The 14095-nt window shown below is 56.7% G+C and carries 16 protein-coding genes; 14 read left to right on the top strand and 2 right to left on the bottom strand.

Going from position 1 to position 14095, the window contains the following annotated elements; genetic code table 11:
* Nucleotides 1-332 precede the first annotated feature (332 nt).
* Nucleotides 333-863 (bottom strand): hypothetical protein, encoded by a 531-nt coding sequence (locus B7E11_RS00430; protein WP_080831682.1) that lies wholly within the window; start codon nt 861-863, stop codon nt 333-335.
* Nucleotides 864-1037: 174 nt separating this feature from the next.
* On the opposite strand from B7E11_RS00430, the gene B7E11_RS00425 reads away from it, so the two are divergent.
* From B7E11_RS00425 to rsmI, 12 genes are all read left to right on the top strand, one after another.
* Entirely contained in the window at nt 1038-1223 is a 186-nt protein-coding gene (locus B7E11_RS00425) for a sigma factor G inhibitor Gin (RefSeq protein WP_080831681.1), read from the top strand.
* Between the two features lie 137 nt (nt 1224-1360).
* Entirely contained in the window at nt 1361-2851 is a 1491-nt protein-coding gene (locus tag B7E11_RS00420; protein WP_080831680.1) for an aminotransferase class I/II-fold pyridoxal phosphate-dependent enzyme, read from the top strand.
* Nucleotides 2852-2896: 45 nt separating this feature from the next.
* A complete protein-coding gene (gene wsfD, locus B7E11_RS00415) occupies nt 2897-4375 on the top strand; it encodes a glycan biosynthesis hexose transferase WsfD (protein ID WP_080831679.1) in 1479 nt (492 codons plus the stop codon).
* A gap of 21 nt (nt 4376-4396) precedes the next feature.
* On the top strand, nt 4397-5026 hold the full coding sequence (gene tmk, locus B7E11_RS00410; RefSeq protein WP_080831678.1) for a dTMP kinase: 630 nt from the start codon (nt 4397-4399) through the stop codon (nt 5024-5026).
* Between the two features lie 131 nt (nt 5027-5157).
* Nucleotides 5158-5487 (top strand): cyclic-di-AMP receptor, encoded by a 330-nt coding sequence (locus tag B7E11_RS00405; protein ID WP_080831677.1) that lies wholly within the window; start codon nt 5158-5160, stop codon nt 5485-5487.
* 28 nt (nt 5488-5515) lie between these two features.
* The gene (locus B7E11_RS00400) at nt 5516-5959 is read left to right on the top strand and encodes a YaaR family protein (RefSeq protein WP_080831676.1); all 444 of its coding nucleotides are present in this window, start codon (nt 5516-5518) and stop codon (nt 5957-5959) included.
* Between the two features lie 14 nt (nt 5960-5973).
* A complete protein-coding gene (holB, locus tag B7E11_RS00395) occupies nt 5974-6951 on the top strand; it encodes a DNA polymerase III subunit delta' (RefSeq protein ID WP_080831675.1) in 978 nt (325 codons plus the stop codon).
* Nucleotides 6952-6953: 2 nt separating this feature from the next.
* The gene (locus B7E11_RS00390; RefSeq protein ID WP_080831674.1) at nt 6954-7754 is read left to right on the top strand and encodes a PSP1 domain-containing protein; all 801 of its coding nucleotides are present in this window, start codon (nt 6954-6956) and stop codon (nt 7752-7754) included.
* Nucleotides 7755-7793: 39 nt separating this feature from the next.
* Nucleotides 7794-8153, top strand: a complete 360-nt coding sequence (locus B7E11_RS00385) for an initiation-control protein YabA (RefSeq protein ID WP_080831673.1) — start codon at nt 7794-7796, stop codon at nt 8151-8153.
* A 156-nt stretch (nt 8154-8309) separates the two neighbouring features.
* Nucleotides 8310-9266: an MraY family glycosyltransferase gene (locus B7E11_RS00380; protein WP_080831672.1), complete on the top strand. Its 957-nt coding sequence runs from the start codon at nt 8310-8312 to the stop codon at nt 9264-9266.
* A gap of 144 nt (nt 9267-9410) precedes the next feature.
* Complete coding sequence (locus B7E11_RS00375) at nt 9411-10184, top strand: tRNA1(Val) (adenine(37)-N6)-methyltransferase (RefSeq protein ID WP_080831671.1); 774 nt, start codon at nt 9411-9413, stop codon at nt 10182-10184.
* 104 nt (nt 10185-10288) lie between these two features.
* Nucleotides 10289-11242 (top strand): 16S rRNA (cytidine(1402)-2'-O)-methyltransferase, encoded by a 954-nt coding sequence (gene rsmI, locus B7E11_RS00370; protein WP_080831670.1) that lies wholly within the window; start codon nt 10289-10291, stop codon nt 11240-11242.
* A 107-nt stretch (nt 11243-11349) separates the two neighbouring features.
* Here the strand turns inward: rsmI and B7E11_RS00365 are convergent, their stop codons facing one another.
* Nucleotides 11350-11604 carry an AbrB/MazE/SpoVT family DNA-binding domain-containing protein gene (locus B7E11_RS00365; RefSeq protein ID WP_080831669.1) on the bottom strand — a complete coding sequence of 85 codons (255 nt, stop codon included), beginning with the start codon at nt 11602-11604 and terminating at the stop codon, nt 11350-11352.
* Nucleotides 11605-11926: 322 nt separating this feature from the next.
* Here B7E11_RS00365 and B7E11_RS00360 point away from each other — a divergent pair, with 322 nt between their 5' ends.
* Both B7E11_RS00360 and B7E11_RS00355 read left to right on the top strand, forming a co-directional pair.
* The gene (locus B7E11_RS00360) at nt 11927-13219 is read left to right on the top strand and encodes an HD domain-containing protein (RefSeq protein ID WP_080831668.1); all 1293 of its coding nucleotides are present in this window, start codon (nt 11927-11929) and stop codon (nt 13217-13219) included.
* 40 nt (nt 13220-13259) lie between these two features.
* The gene (locus B7E11_RS00355) at nt 13260-14033 is read left to right on the top strand and encodes a TatD family hydrolase (RefSeq protein WP_080831667.1); all 774 of its coding nucleotides are present in this window, start codon (nt 13260-13262) and stop codon (nt 14031-14033) included.
* The last annotated feature ends 62 nt before the right edge of the window (nt 14034-14095 follow it).

Raw genomic sequence — 14095 nt, 5'->3', positions numbered from 1 at the left:
TTTTATCCAACCGACGGAGCAAGAAATGCGGAAATGTTGATCTACAGTGGATTTGATCCAACGAGAAACGGGAAAATCGGGCGAAATCCCCGAAAGGGCCGCTCCTGATTGGACAAAATCCAACCAAGCCGGCGGGTTTCGCGAAAAGGCCGGTTTTGGTTGGACAAAATCCAACGTGGCCAAGGCGAGCCAAGCAAGCTGAACCAGAACCAGAACCGAACCAGGAACCGGAATCCTAAGAAGACGGCAAGCCGGTCTTACTGGAGAGTAGGACGTTGCCAAGTTGGAGAAAAGGAAAGCAATATAAACATGTCTAGCGCTTGGTTGCGAAGTTAGCGGTGATAATAAGAAACTTCATCCGAGGACAATCGCAGGACGCCGTCTCCTTTTTCCCCGATCATATTGAACAATAGCGTTACCCGCGGCGTAAGCAGCCAGAAATGCCAATAAACCAACGAAACGAGCAAGGAAGAATGGGCCCAGGGATATAGCAGGCCGACAATGCAGCAGCCGACGATAAACAGGTGAAAATGAAGCCTCCGAAACAGCCACAACGTCGTATCCATCACCGGCAGCGGTCCGAACCACGGCCAATCGTAACGGAATGCCCAGCGCTTCATCGAAGGCTCGTCCACGCGGCGCAGGGTCAGCCTCAGAACGACGGCATGGATAGCCGTCATGATCAGGAAGCCAATGAGCGTACTGAGCAGTCCCTGCCAGCGGTATATGGCGGTTATTGCCCCGATTCCCATGACGGCGGTCGTAATGTAACTATACCTAGCCTCGGGGCGGAGGGGAATTTTGCGAATCAGCTTGTAATGATAGATGACCGGATCTTGGTTCAAAAGCGATTCGGAAGCCATGCTTTATTCTCTCCTTCTGCCTGCGGAAAGCTTCGCTACTTCTTATCATCGGTTGTTTGGCGAGCGAATGTTATGAATTCGGGCGATCGGAACGAATTTTTGCTAGGAAGCACGTTTATTTTCATAGAATTCGATCCATACTGTATATAATAGAGCCTGAAGGGGGAAGTGTCGATGGATGCGACCGATCTGAAAACGTGCATTATATGCGGGGAGCCGAAGCAAGAAGGCATTACCGTCGTGAGCGAATTCATCTGTCAATCTTGCGAAGCCGAAATGGTTCATACGAAAGTGGAAGACGAGAGATATCCTTTTTTCGTTCGCCGTCTGAGGCAAATATGGGTTCGTTTCCACGCGTGAATGTTCGCGCGCGTCGCCGTACCCGCTTTTAAACCGTCAGATCCTTATGCGGGGCTGGCGGTTTTTGCCGTTTGCGTTTTTATTCCCGGTCATTTTGTTATAATGTACCATAAGTAAACGGAAAGGCGATTTTCGACATGCAAAAGCCGAATGACTTGGCGGCCGCCAGAGCCCCGCTTTACGAAGCGCTGGAACGCCATGCGAAAAGAAACGGAAAGCCGTTTCACGTGCCGGGGCATAAACGACGCGCCGCGTGGAACGATGAAGGGGCAAACGCCCGGTTTGCTTCCATCCTGCCGATCGATCTGACCGAGCTGTCGGATACCGACGATTTGCACCATCCGGATGGGGTCATTGCAGAAGCGCAAGCGCTTGCCGCCGATTGTTTCGGGGCGGAGGAAACTTGTTTTTTGGTAGGAGGAAGCACGGCGGGCAATCTGGCGATGATCTTGGCCGTCTGCCAGCCTGGCGATCTCGTTCTCGCGCAGCGCAATTCGCATAAATCGATCATTCACGGGCTTATGCTCGCCGGCGCCAGGGCGGTTTTTTTGCAGCCCGAACCGGAAGAGGCGTCCGGTCTTGCCGTAACCCCGTCGGCGCAAACGATCGTTCGGGCAATGGAACGGCATCCGGAGGCGAAAGCCTTGCTGCTGACGAACCCGAATTATTACGGCTTGAGCGTCGATTTGAGCGCCATTGCGGCCCTGGCTCACGAGCGCGGACTTCCGGTATTGGTCGACGAGGCGCACGGGCCGCATTTCGGCCGGCATGCCGCTTTTCCGGGCGGCGCGCTGCAGGCCGGGGCGGATATCGTCGTTCAATCGGCGCATAAAATGCTGTCCTCGCTTACGATGGGCGCGATGCTCCATATGCAAGGCGGTCTCGTCGACCGGGAGGCCGTGAGGGAAATGCTGCGCATGGTGCAAAGCTCGAGCCCGTCCTATCCGATCATGGCTTCGCTGGATTTGGCCCGGCGCGAGCTGCACGTTCGGCGCGAGCGCATGTTCGAGCTTGCCGTGCGAACGGCCGAATGCGTTCGGGACAAGCTGGCCGATGCGCCTATTCGACCCGTTCGCCCGATCGAGCCGGTGAGGCTCGACCCGCTGAAGCTCACGCTTTACGACACGTCCGGCCGCCTGTCCGGCTACCGGCTGCGGGACGAGCTGGAGAGCCGCGGCTGCGTGCCCGAAATGGCGGACGACCGGTTCGCCGTGCTCGCGCTCGGGGCCGGGACGGTGCCGGAGGACGGCGAAGCGCTCGTCCGCGCGCTATGGGATATCGCGGCAACGTTCCGGCTTGACCGGCTGTCGGAAGCGCCGGACGGCGAGCCGGCCCGCCGCGCGGCAGCCGCCGCCGCCGAAGCGTTCCCTTACCGCGAGCTGTCCGAACCGGTGGCCTTCGACCGGAGCCGAGCCGCCACGGAGAAGCTGCCGCTGGATCGGGCAGCCGGCCGGACGGCCGGGGAATGGGTCATCCCTTATCCCCCGGGCATCCCGCTGCTCTATCCGGGCGAGCCGATCACGCCGGATGTCGTAAGCGCGCTGCGGAAGCTGCGGCAGAGCGGGGCGAAGTTCCAGGGCGCCGAGGATTCCGCTTTGGAATCGATCCGGGTCCGGCTGCAAGAATAAATCGGAATTTGTCCATCCGTTCCATTACGACAAGCGAGGTAAAGCATGAAACGTTTTTTTGCTCGTATTCGCGATTATCGCACGCCGATTGCCTGGATTTCGGTGCTCGGCGCGGCCGTTCTGCTCGTTTATATGCTCATGGTCCCTCCCGTCGTCGGCGTGGCCGACAACGGCGATTTCGCGCGCGTCATGGGCGCATCCGGCATCGCGCCGCTCGATCCGAACGAGTCCTACGACGATCGGTATTTTGCCTATTCTCATACGAAATATGCCTACGGCGGCTATGCCGCCGGCGGATACGTGTCCACCCACATTTTTCTCGTCGCCCTCTCCGGCTGGATTTCCCGAATTTTCAGCTGGCAAACGTACGATATCCGATTTTTGGGCGCCTGCTACATCGCCCTCTTCGCGACGGCCTTATATTTGCTGGCGCGCCATACGCCCGCCGCAACCGGCAAAAAAACGACGGCCATAGCCGCCTCCGTCGTCGCGCTTCTCGTCGTATGGATATTCGGCGATATCGGGTATGCGGCGTATTTCCAATCGTTTTTCGGCGAGCCGTACGCGCTGGTCGGCATGCTGCTGGCCGTCGCCTCCGCCTTCGCGATTTCGACGACCGAGAAGCCTACAGGCAAACTACTTGCCCTGTTCATCGGAGCCGCGCTTGCCATCGCCAGCTCGAAAATCCAGAACGCACCGCTGGGCTTCGCTTTCGCCCTCCTTGCCTGGCGAATGATGGGCCTCCGCCCGGACCGCCGATGGCACCGGCAGGTGCTGGCGGGCGTCTGCATTCTTATCGCGGGATCCGTTCTCATGATCGTGGCCGCGCCCGACCGCCTGAAGCATACGAACCTATACCAGTCGATCTTTTTCGGGGTGCTTAAGGATTCGCCCGACGTCGCCGGGGATATGCGCGAGCTCGGCATTCCGGAGAAATACGCGGTGCTGGCGGGCACGAACTATTTTCAAAAAGATACCGCCATCCCCCAGCGCGATCCGACGCTCCGGGAGGAAGTGCTGGAACGGCTGAGCCACAAGGATATCGCGATGTTTTATCTCAAGCACCCGGGCCGCTTTATCGGCAAATTGGAAAAGGCGGCGGCGAACGGCGCATCGATCCGGCCGTATTACCTGGGAAATTTCGACCGCGAGGCCGGAAAGGCGCCGGGGACGATTGCTTATACGTTCAGCGGATGGAGCGAATGGAAGGCGAACCGGATGCCGCATACGCTCGGATGGTTCGCCGGTATCTACGCCGTCTTTATCGCGGGACTGGCCGTCTGGTGGCGGCTGCGGTCCGACCGGAAATCGAGGCTGAAGGCGGAGACGCTGGCGATCGTGGCGCTGACCGGCCTGATGGCGATCGTCATTCCGATCGTCGGGGACGGGGAAGCGGATTTGGGCAAGCATTTGTTTATGTTCAATGTCAGCTTTGATATGATAGTGGTGAGCATCCTCGCCTTTGCGGCGTACGGCTTGCTGAGACTGCCGGCGCTGATCGGGGCGCGCATGCGGAAGGGATAGAAGCGGGAAGGGGCCGTATCGGTGTCGAAAGGGAAGTTCATTACGATAGAAGGCGGAGAAGGCTCCGGAAAAACGACGCTGATCGGGCGATTGGCGGATCGGATAAAAGAAAAGGGCTATGAAGCGGTGACGACGCGGGAGCCGGGAGGCAGCCCGATCGCCGAAGCGATTCGGAACGTCATTCTCGAGCGCAGCCACACGAAGATGGACGGCCGTACGGAAGCGCTGCTGTACGCGGCTTCGCGAAGGCAGCATTTGGTGGAAATCGTCGTTCCCGCCATCGAGAGAGGCGCGGTCGTTCTGTGCGATCGCTTCATCGACAGCAGCCTGGCTTACCAAGGGCACGCCAGGGGGCTCGGCATGGAAGCGGTTTGGGAAATCAACCGGTTTGCCGTCGACGATTGCATGCCGGATCTGACGCTGTTCCTCGATCTCGAGCCCGAGGCGGGCTTGGCCCGAATCGAGGCGAACGCCCTGCGGGAGGTTAACCGGCTCGATCTGGAAGGGCTCGCGTTTCACCGAAAGGTCAGGGAAGGCTATTTGGAAGTTGCGGGGCGGTTTCCGGAACGGATCGTGACGATCGACGCGATGCGGTCGCCGGAATTCGTACTGGAGGATGCTTGGCGATATTTGGAGGCAAGGCTCGGATAAATTCGGAAAAGAGGAATTTGACCGCAGCGTGTATAATTAATATAAGTAGGAAGAAAACGACATCGCGGTTTCACAACGCGGAGAATGTCGTTTTTGCAAAAAATCTGGATAACTAAAGGAGGAGTATGCCGATGAAGCTTGTGATAGCGGTTATACAGGACAAGGACAGCAATCGTTTGTCAACGGCTCTGATCAAAGAAGGCTTTCGCGCGACGAAGTTGGCCAGTACGGGCGGGTTTCTGAAAGCCGGCAATACGACGTTTCTGATCGGGATCGAGGACGACCGCGTGCAGCAGGTGCTGGACGTCATTCGCTCCAACTGCAAAGTCCGCGATCAGCTCGTTACTCCCGTGTCCCCCGTTAGCGGAGCGGCGGATTCGTATATTCCTTTTCCGGTGGAAGTCCAGATCGGCGGAGCGGCCGTTTTCGTTCTGCCGGTTGAACGCTTCGAGCATTTCTAACTAGAGCGAACGCTGGCGGTGATGGATTGTGAAAATCGAACCGGGCTACTTTCCCCGGAACAAAGCGGTGCAGAGAAACGATCTGCCGTCCCGCCCTCCCCAAACGCAGACGTTTGGCGATTTCCTGCAGCAGCAGGAGGGGGAACGGACCGAAGAGGAGCTTCAGCGCAAGCTCGAGGACATCCGGGCCCAGGGAGACCGTCTCATGCGTTCGATGACGGTGCGCGAGCTTCGCTTGTACCGGAACATGGTCAAAAGCTTTTTGGAAGATACGCTGCGCCGCGGCGTCGGGCTGAAGGAAACGAGAGGCTGGGACCGCCGCGGACGGGGCAAGCGATATAAAATTTTGGAAGAGGTCGACGAGATGCTCGTCCGAATGGGAGAAGAACTGCTCGAGACGGAAGAAGGCCGGCTGGAGCTTCTGGAAAAGGTAGGGGAAATCCGCGGACTGCTCATCAACCTCGTCTTTTAAGGGGGACTCACACGATGCCGATGCGCGATATCCCCGGGCAGCACCGGGCCAAAGCGCTGCTGCGGCAGGCGATCCGCACCGGCAAAGTGGCGCACGCCTATTTGTTTGCCGGGCCTTCGGGCAGCGGCAAGCGGGCGATGGCCGAAGCGCTGGCGCAGACGCTTCTGTGCGAGCGGCAGGGGGAGGACGCCTGCGGGGAATGCTTGTCGTGCCGGAAGGTCATGCACGGCAATCATCCGGACTGGCATACGATCGTCCCGGACGGCACGGCGGTCAAGATCGAGCAAATCCGGGAGCTGCAGCGCGATCTTTCGTACCGCAGCTCCGGAGCGGGCCGCAAAATCTACAAAATCGAAGGCGCCGAATCGATGACCGTTCAGGCCGCCAACAGTCTGCTTAAATTTCTGGAAGAACCTCCGTCGCCGGTCGTGGCGATTCTTATCGCGCCGACCGCGCAATCGCTGCTGCCGACCATTCTGTCGCGTTCCCAGCTCATTCCGTTCGTGCCGGGCCACCCCGAGGAAATGGAGCGGATTCTTGTCGCCGAAGGCAAACCGCCGCTCCTGGCGCGAACGGCCGTTCATTTGTCCGCAGGGCTCGAGGCAAGCCGCGAGCTGATCGAGCAGAATTGGTTTGCAGAAACTCGAAACGTAGTGATACAATTGGGGAAGGAGATGTCTTCCCGGTTCCCTGGCGTTTTGCTGACCGCTCAACAACAGGTGTTTAAGACGGATCTTGCAAGTCATGTAGAAACGTTACTGCAAATGTTCGCTCTGTGGTATAGAGATATGATATACGCGATGACGGGGCGTCATCAAATGATGGTGTTTTCCGATCAGGCGGATTGGATTGCAAAGCATGCCTGGAGCCGGAGCATCGGGTCTTGGGTTCATGCGATGGAAACGGCGCTGACGGCGGCTCGCCGCATCAAGGCTCATGTGCAGCCGCAGTTGGCCATGGAGCAATTTCTGGTAAACTCGCGGGAGGGGTAGCGTTGTACGATGTTGTCGGCGTCCGCTTCAAAAAAGCGGGCAAAGTCTATTATTTCGACCCCGCCGAGCATCCGGTATCCAAAGATCAACACGTCATTGTGGAAACGGCGCGCGGTGTCGAATACGGCACCGTCGTGATCGGGCCCAAGAAGGTGGAAGAATCCGATGTCGTGCTGCCGCTCAAAAAAGTGATCCGCGTCGCCGGTGATCACGACGCCCATATGGTGGAGGAGAACCGGAACGCGGCCAAGAACGCTTTTACGATCGGGCTGCAGAAGATTAAGGATCATCAGCTTCGGATGAAGCTGGTGGACGTGGAATATACGTTTGACCGGAATAAAATCATTTTCTACTTCACCGCCGAAGGCCGCGTCGATTTTCGCGAGCTGGTGAAGGATTTGGCCAGCGTATTCCGGACCCGTATTGAACTTCGTCAAATCGGCGTGCGTGACGAAGCCAAGATGCTCGGGGGGATCGGTCCTTGCGGACGCGTTCTCTGCTGCTCGTCGTGGCTCGGGGATTTTGAACCGGTCTCGATCAAGATGGCCAAAGATCAGAACTTGTCGCTCAACCCGACGAAGATTTCGGGGCTGTGCGGGCGATTGATGTGCTGCCTCAAATACGAGCACGACAATTACGAAAGCGCGAAGGAAGAGCTGCCTGCCGTCGGCAAGGCCGTCGTGACTTCCTTCGGCGAAGGCAAGGTCGTCGGATTGAACGCGGGCAGCCGCACCGTCCATGTTCAACTGTTCGAAATCGGAAAAGTGAAGGAATTGCCTTTTGATGAAGTTGTGGTCAAGTAACGTTGCGACACTACCTGAGGCTTGAGGTGTAAGGCGTTGATGAAAGACATTTTTCTTCGCGTGGACGAGCTTGAAGCGTCTTTGGGCAATTTGCACGGGAACTTCGGCGAACTTCGGCTGCAGATCAAGCAATTGCTTGAAGAGAATCAACGGCTCCAGATGGAAAACCAGCAGCTGCGCAACGTGTTGAGGCGCGAAACGGCTGCCCAAGCTTCGGATGAGGCGACAGACGAACCGGCCGTCGTCAAAGGCAAGGACAAAGCATCCGCAGTCGTAGGGGAGGGCCACGACAATTTGGCCCGGCTGTATCATGAAGGTTTTCATATTTGCAACGTGTATTACGGTCATTTGCGCCTGGAAGGCGATTGCCTGTTCTGCTTGTCGTTCCTGAGCAAATAGCGTAATCACGGGAAGCGTGGAGATGAGATGCCGTCCGTCCCTCGGGGACGGGCGTTTTTTTATAAAAAAACGTTAATGGCTCCTTAAGTTGACACTTCCCGACTTTTCCGACTACAATCGAGGAAAAAGCCTATCCATCCGGGAAAGGAGTCGAAGATGAGTTATCTTTTCGCTTTTCTGTTATCCTTGTTCATCGTGACCGCACTCACCCCGCCGCTGAAAAAAGCTGCGCTTCGCATCGGCTTCGTAGACAAACCGAGGGCGGACAACGCGCGAAAAATACATAGAGACCCGATTCCGCTGACCGCCGGCATTGCGATATTCATCGCTTTTATCGTTGCGTATTTGATCTTTGTTCGGGATTCCTGGCCTCAGACGGCCGCGATCGTCTTCGGCGGGCTGCTCGTCCTGCTGATCGGAATCGTGGACGACTGGTACAAGACGCACGGCAAGGAGTTTCCGGCTTTGCCCAAATTCCTCGTTCAAATTTCGGCTGCGGTTCTCGTTTACGCTTCCGGCATCGTCTTCGCCGGCTTCGAGAATCCGTTCAACGGAGCTTACATCGTCCTTCCCGAATGGCTGTCGTTCCTGTTCACCGTCCTGTGGATTTTCGGGGTAACGACCGTCATCAACTTTACCGACGGCATGGACGGTTTGGCGGGCGGCCTGTCGGCCATATCCGGCGGTACGCTGCTCGTCGTCGCGCTTGTCATGGGCCAGCAAAGCTCGGCAATGATGGCCGTCATTACGGTCGGCGTCTCCATCGGCTATCTCGTGTTCAACCGGCCTCCGGCCAAAGTGTTCATGGGGGACGCCGGAGCGACGTTTCTCGGATTCATGCTTGGCGTCGTCGCGCTCGACGGGGCGTTCAAGCAGGCAACCGTTCTTTCGCTGTTCATTCCCATTTTGGCGCTCGGGGTGCCGATTCTCGACAATATCCGCGTCGTCCTCGTCCGCATGATCAAAGGGGTTCCGATTTACCAGGCCGATTCGTCCCAGGTCCATTACCGGCTGCTGGCGACGGGCATGAAGCCGGTGCAGGTCGTCTCGTTTCTGTACCTGGTCAATCTTTGCTTCGGTCTGTTTTCGATCGTGCTGCTGTTGGCTCAATAACGGGCATTATAGCGATAAAACAGGTCCTCCGGTGCCGCGATCGGCCGAGGGCCTGTTCGTTTTGCGGCCGAATGATGAAATCGTGCATGAAATCGAGTAAGCTAATGAAGACGAAGATGAGAAAATGGAGATGGACAAACTAGCATGCAGCCTCAACCGAACCTGCTGCCCGGCGAACGGATCGACGATTTGCTGACGTACGAGCTGAAAATCATTCAAAGCTCCGATGTGTTCAGCTTTTCTTTGGACGCCGTGCTGCTTGCCCGCTTTGCCGGCGTGCCGCCGCGCGGACGGGTGCTCGACCTGTGCACGGGCAACGGCGTCGTGCCTTTGCTGCTGACGACGCGGACGAATGCCGCGATCGACGGCGTGGAAATCCAGCCGAGGCTTGCGGACATGGCCGAGCGCAGCGTCAAGCTGAACGGTCTGGAGGAGCGGATCCGCATTCTGGAAGCCGACCTCAAGACGCTTGGCCTGAAGGACGGAGAAAGCCCGTACGACGCCGTAACGGTCAACCCGCCTTATATGCCGGTCCATACGGGGGACCATAAGGAAAACCCGCATCAGGCGATGGCCCGCCACGAGATCGGGTGCACGCTGGAAGACGTAGCCGCCGCCGCTTCCCGGCTCGTCAGAAGGGGCGGGCGCGTATCGATGGTTCATCGGCCGACGAGGCTTGCCGAAATTATCGACGCGCTGCGGCGCCATCGGCTCGAACCGAAGCGAATCCGCTTCGTTCACCCCCGGATCGGCGCGGAAGCGAATATGGTGTTGATCGACGCGTTGAAGGAGGGGCGCCCGGAAGTGCGGACGCTTCCGCCGCTCATCGTGTACGGGGGCGAGGGCAGAACGTATACGCAGGAATTACTGGACGTTTTTTACGGAAGCAAGAACGAGCTTAACGACTTTCCGTCTTAGGAAAGCCACGCGGAAGGGTGTCGATTTTTGCCTGGGAGCAGGACATATATAATAGTAGAAATGCAATACAGACCGAAACCGGTTCGGCAAAAGGAGGAAACGGCATGAGCGAAAAAAAGGCGGGCGAAGCCGGAAATCCGGGCGCCCCAGCGGCCATCGCGCAAAAAAGCTTCGACGATCGAAAGCCGACCGGGACGCTGTATTTGGTGGGAACGCCGATCGGGAACTTGGAGGATATGACGTTCCGCGCCATTCGTACGCTGAAGGAAGCGGACTTGATCGCGGCCGAAGATACGCGCCAATCCCGCAAGCTGCTTACGCATTTCGACATTTCGAACCGGCTGGTCAGCTATCACGAACACAACAAAGCCGCAAGCGGTCCCGAGCTCATTCGCCTGCTGCTCGAAGGAAAAAATATCGCGCTCATCAGCGACGCCGGCATGCCGGCCATTTCCGATCCGGGCGCCGACCTCGCCGCGGCGGCGATCGGCCAGGGCATCCCGGTCGTCCCGATTCCGGGAGCGAACGCCGCCCTCGCCGCGCTGACCGTTTCGGGGCTCTCGACGGAGCGGTTCACGTTCGTCGGCTTTCCGCCCAGGGAACGCAAAGGCATGGAACGCCTGCTGGCCGGGCTCGGCGGCGAGACGGGAACGCTCGTTTTCTACGAGTCGCCGCACAGGCTCGTCAAGACGCTGCAGGCGTTCGCCGACAAGTGGCCGAACCGCCGGGCGGCCGTCATTCGGGAGCTGACGAAGCGGCATGAAGAAGCGGTCCGGGGAACGGTGCAGAGTTGTCTGGCGCATTTCCGGGAATATCCACCGCTCGGTGAAATATGCATCGTGCTGGAGGGCAGGGCTTCAGCCGAGGCTGGCGGGGAAGAGGGAGAACGTTCCGGCGAGCCCGCGTCTGCCGTCTGGTGGGAGCCGCTGACCGTAGCCGAGCATGTGGAGCATTACGAAAAGACGGAAAAGGCAAACCGAAAGGAAGCGATGCGTCTGGCGGCACGGGATCGCGGCTTGTCTCGGCGGGACATTTACCAAAGCTTGCTTGAACGGTAAAATCAAAAAGATCCCTCCCGAGGCTTGTCCGGGAGGGTTATAAGGAGATATAAAAAGGTTAGAATTAACAGAAAACAGACTTTCAATGCTATTATAACGTATTTTCTTTAATTTGTCACAGGTGTAGGCAAATCCTTCAAGCAATCTCGGCAAACAATTTTTCCTTTGAAGTAAATGACGTTTTCCGCGTTGCCGCAGAAGATGCATGCCGGCTCGTATTTCTTCAGCATGATGCGCTCTCCGTCCACGTAAATTTCCAGCGCATCCTTCTCTCCGATGCCGAGCGTACGGCGCAGTTCGATCGGAATGACGACACGGCCGAGCTCATCGACTTTACGAACAATTCCCGTAGATTTCATCATTTGGAAACTCCCTCTTTTCAGGTTAAAATAAAATCAAGGCCACCTTTTATTCAAGGAATCAAGCCTATAATTCGTCATAATTCGACATTTTTCCCGAATTATCGCTTATAATCATACCAACCATTCCCATTTAAGTCAACCAATCAATTTGCGGATTGGAAAATTTTAATTTAAGAATGCTTTATTTATAAGCTTTTAACGTCCATAATGACAACGGCATTTGATGAAAATGTCAACTTGATTCCACTACCATTAAACGACAAACTTCGACATAAGTTTCGGTTTCTGATCGTTTTTTCATTATTTTAAGGAGGTGTTGTCGATGAGCCGTCGGCTGGAAGAGGAGAAAGTGTTCAAGGATCCGGTTCACCATTCGGTTTATGTGCAAAACGAGACGATCTGGAAGCTGATCAACACGCCCGAATTTCAACGACTGCGGCGAATACGGCAGTTGGGCACGACCTACCTGACGTTCCATGGAGCCGAGCACAGCCGGTTCTCCCACTCGCTCGGCGTGTATGAGATTACGAGGAAAATTATCAGCCAATTTGAGCGTAATCGATATCAGGATTGGCCGCAAGAGGAAAATTTGGTAAGTTTATGCGCTTCCTTGTTGCATGATGTCGGACACGGCCCCTTTTCCCATTCGGTCGAACAAGTGTTCGGCAACGATCATGAGCGGTGGACATGCGACATCATCCTCGGGGACACGAATATCAACCGGATTTTGAAGGAGGTCGGCCGCGATTTTCCCGAACGGGTTGCCGCCGTCATTCGCAAAGACTACGACAAGCCGATCGTCATCAGCCTCGTTTCCAGCCAGATGGATGCCGACCGCATGGATTACTTGCTCCGGGATGCGTATTTTACCGGCGTCAACTACGGCACCTTCGACCTGGACCGGATTTTGCGGGTGCTGAGGCCTCATCAAGGGCGTATCGTCGTCAAGGAAAGCGGGATGCATGCCGTCGAGGACTATTTGATGTCGCGTTATCAGATGTATTGGCAGGTATACTTCCATCCCGTTACGCGCAGCTCGGAAATCGTGCTGAGGCAAATTTTCCGCAGGGCGGACGAGCTGTACCGGAGCGGGTATGCGTTCGGTTTTATGCTCCCGCAGCTCAAGCATTTGTTTGAAGGCACGATGACGGTGGAATCGTATTTGAGCTTGGACGAATCGATGGTTCAGGCGGCATTCGGACAGTGGATCGGCGAGCGGGACGAGCTGCTGGCGGACTTGTGCTCGCGATTTCTTCATCGCCGCTTGTATAAATATATTTCGCAGGACGCGCTGGACGAGGCGTTGATCGAGCGCATTCGCAAGGAGTGGGCCCGCATCGGCCTCCATCCCGGTTATCACCTCGAGGTGGATACGCCGGTGGATCTGCCTTATGACGTGTACAAGCCCGGAGCGGCGCTGGACGCCTCGGAAAAGCCGCCGATTTTGCTGCTCGACAACAAGGATCGGCTGACGGAAATCTCGGTCAAGTCGGACATCATCCGTTCGATCACGGGCTTGCACCGGGGAAATTACTATTTGTATTATCCGGAAGACGAGGTTCGGAGGAAGGCAACGGAATTGGAGCCGGAAATCCGCGAGCTTTTCGGAATGTAAAAAAAAGAACTTGCAAAAGCAAAAGGAGACGCCATACGCTATGTTATTCGACACGCACGCCCACCTGGATTCGCCAAAGTTTGACAGCGATCGCGAGGAGGTCATCGCCCGCGCGCGGGAAGCCGGCGTCGAAACGATCGTCAATATCGGCTTCAACCGGGAGACGATCCCGACGACGATGGCGCTCGCGGAGAACTATCCGTTCATTTACGCCGCCGTCGGCTGGCACCCGACCGACGCGATCGACATGAAGTTTGAGGACGATTTGGCCTGGATCGAACGCTTGTGCGCCCATCCGAAGGTGGTGGCGATCGGCGAAATCGGGCTTGACTATTATTGGGATACGTCTCCGAAGGACGTTCAGCACGCCGTTTTCCGGGAGCAAATCCGTTTGGCCAAACGCCTGCGCAAGCCGATCGTCATCCATAACCGGGACGCCCACGAGGACGTCGTCCGGCTGCTTCGCGAGGAAGGCGCCTCCGAGGTCGGAGGGATCATGCACTGCTTTTCCGGAAGCTGGGAAACGGCCAAAAAATGCCTCGACATGAACTTCTATATTTCGTTCGGAGGACCGGTTACGTTCAAAAATGCAAGGGTTCCCAAAGAGGTGCTCGCGAACGTGCCGGACGACCGTTTTTTGATCGAAACGGACGCCCCGTATTTGACTCCGCACCCCTACCGAGGGAAGCGAAACGAGTCCGCTTACGTGCGGTTCGTAGCGGAGGCAGCAGCGGAAATAAAAGGGAAATCCGTGGAAGAAATTGCAAATTTAACGACCGAAAATGGTCTCGCCTGTTTTCGTCTACCAAGATAAAACGCTAACAATCGAAGAAAAATCATTTAGTTATGCGAAAAAACTGGTTTTTGATCGATGAA

Source organism: Cohnella massiliensis (assembly GCF_900169535.1).
Lineage (GTDB): Bacteria > Bacillota > Bacilli > Paenibacillales > Paenibacillaceae > Cohnella > Cohnella algarum.
Note: the sequence above shows the minus strand (reverse complement) of the source record. Positions and strands in the feature narration are given on the sequence as shown.

Coding starts and splice junctions, on each gene's coding strand:
- B7E11_RS00430 (WP_080831682.1), bottom strand. CDS start 863: ATGGCTTCCGAATCGCTTTTGAACCAAGATCCGGTCATCTATCATTAC.
- B7E11_RS00425 (WP_080831681.1), top strand. CDS start 1,038: ATGGATGCGACCGATCTGAAAACGTGCATTATATGCGGGGAGCCGAAG.
- B7E11_RS00420 (WP_080831680.1), top strand. CDS start 1,361: ATGCAAAAGCCGAATGACTTGGCGGCCGCCAGAGCCCCGCTTTACGAA.
- wsfD (WP_080831679.1), top strand. CDS start 2,897: ATGAAACGTTTTTTTGCTCGTATTCGCGATTATCGCACGCCGATTGCC.
- B7E11_RS00405 (WP_080831677.1), top strand. CDS start 5,158: ATGAAGCTTGTGATAGCGGTTATACAGGACAAGGACAGCAATCGTTTG.
- holB (WP_080831675.1), top strand. CDS start 5,974: ATGCCGATGCGCGATATCCCCGGGCAGCACCGGGCCAAAGCGCTGCTG.
- B7E11_RS00385 (WP_080831673.1), top strand. CDS start 7,794: ATGAAAGACATTTTTCTTCGCGTGGACGAGCTTGAAGCGTCTTTGGGC.
- B7E11_RS00380 (WP_080831672.1), top strand. CDS start 8,310: ATGAGTTATCTTTTCGCTTTTCTGTTATCCTTGTTCATCGTGACCGCA.
- B7E11_RS00375 (WP_080831671.1), top strand. CDS start 9,411: ATGCAGCCTCAACCGAACCTGCTGCCCGGCGAACGGATCGACGATTTG.
- rsmI (WP_080831670.1), top strand. CDS start 10,289: ATGAGCGAAAAAAAGGCGGGCGAAGCCGGAAATCCGGGCGCCCCAGCG.
- B7E11_RS00365 (WP_080831669.1), bottom strand. CDS start 11,604: ATGATGAAATCTACGGGAATTGTTCGTAAAGTCGATGAGCTCGGCCGT.
- B7E11_RS00360 (WP_080831668.1), top strand. CDS start 11,927: ATGAGCCGTCGGCTGGAAGAGGAGAAAGTGTTCAAGGATCCGGTTCAC.
- B7E11_RS00355 (WP_080831667.1), top strand. CDS start 13,260: ATGTTATTCGACACGCACGCCCACCTGGATTCGCCAAAGTTTGACAGC.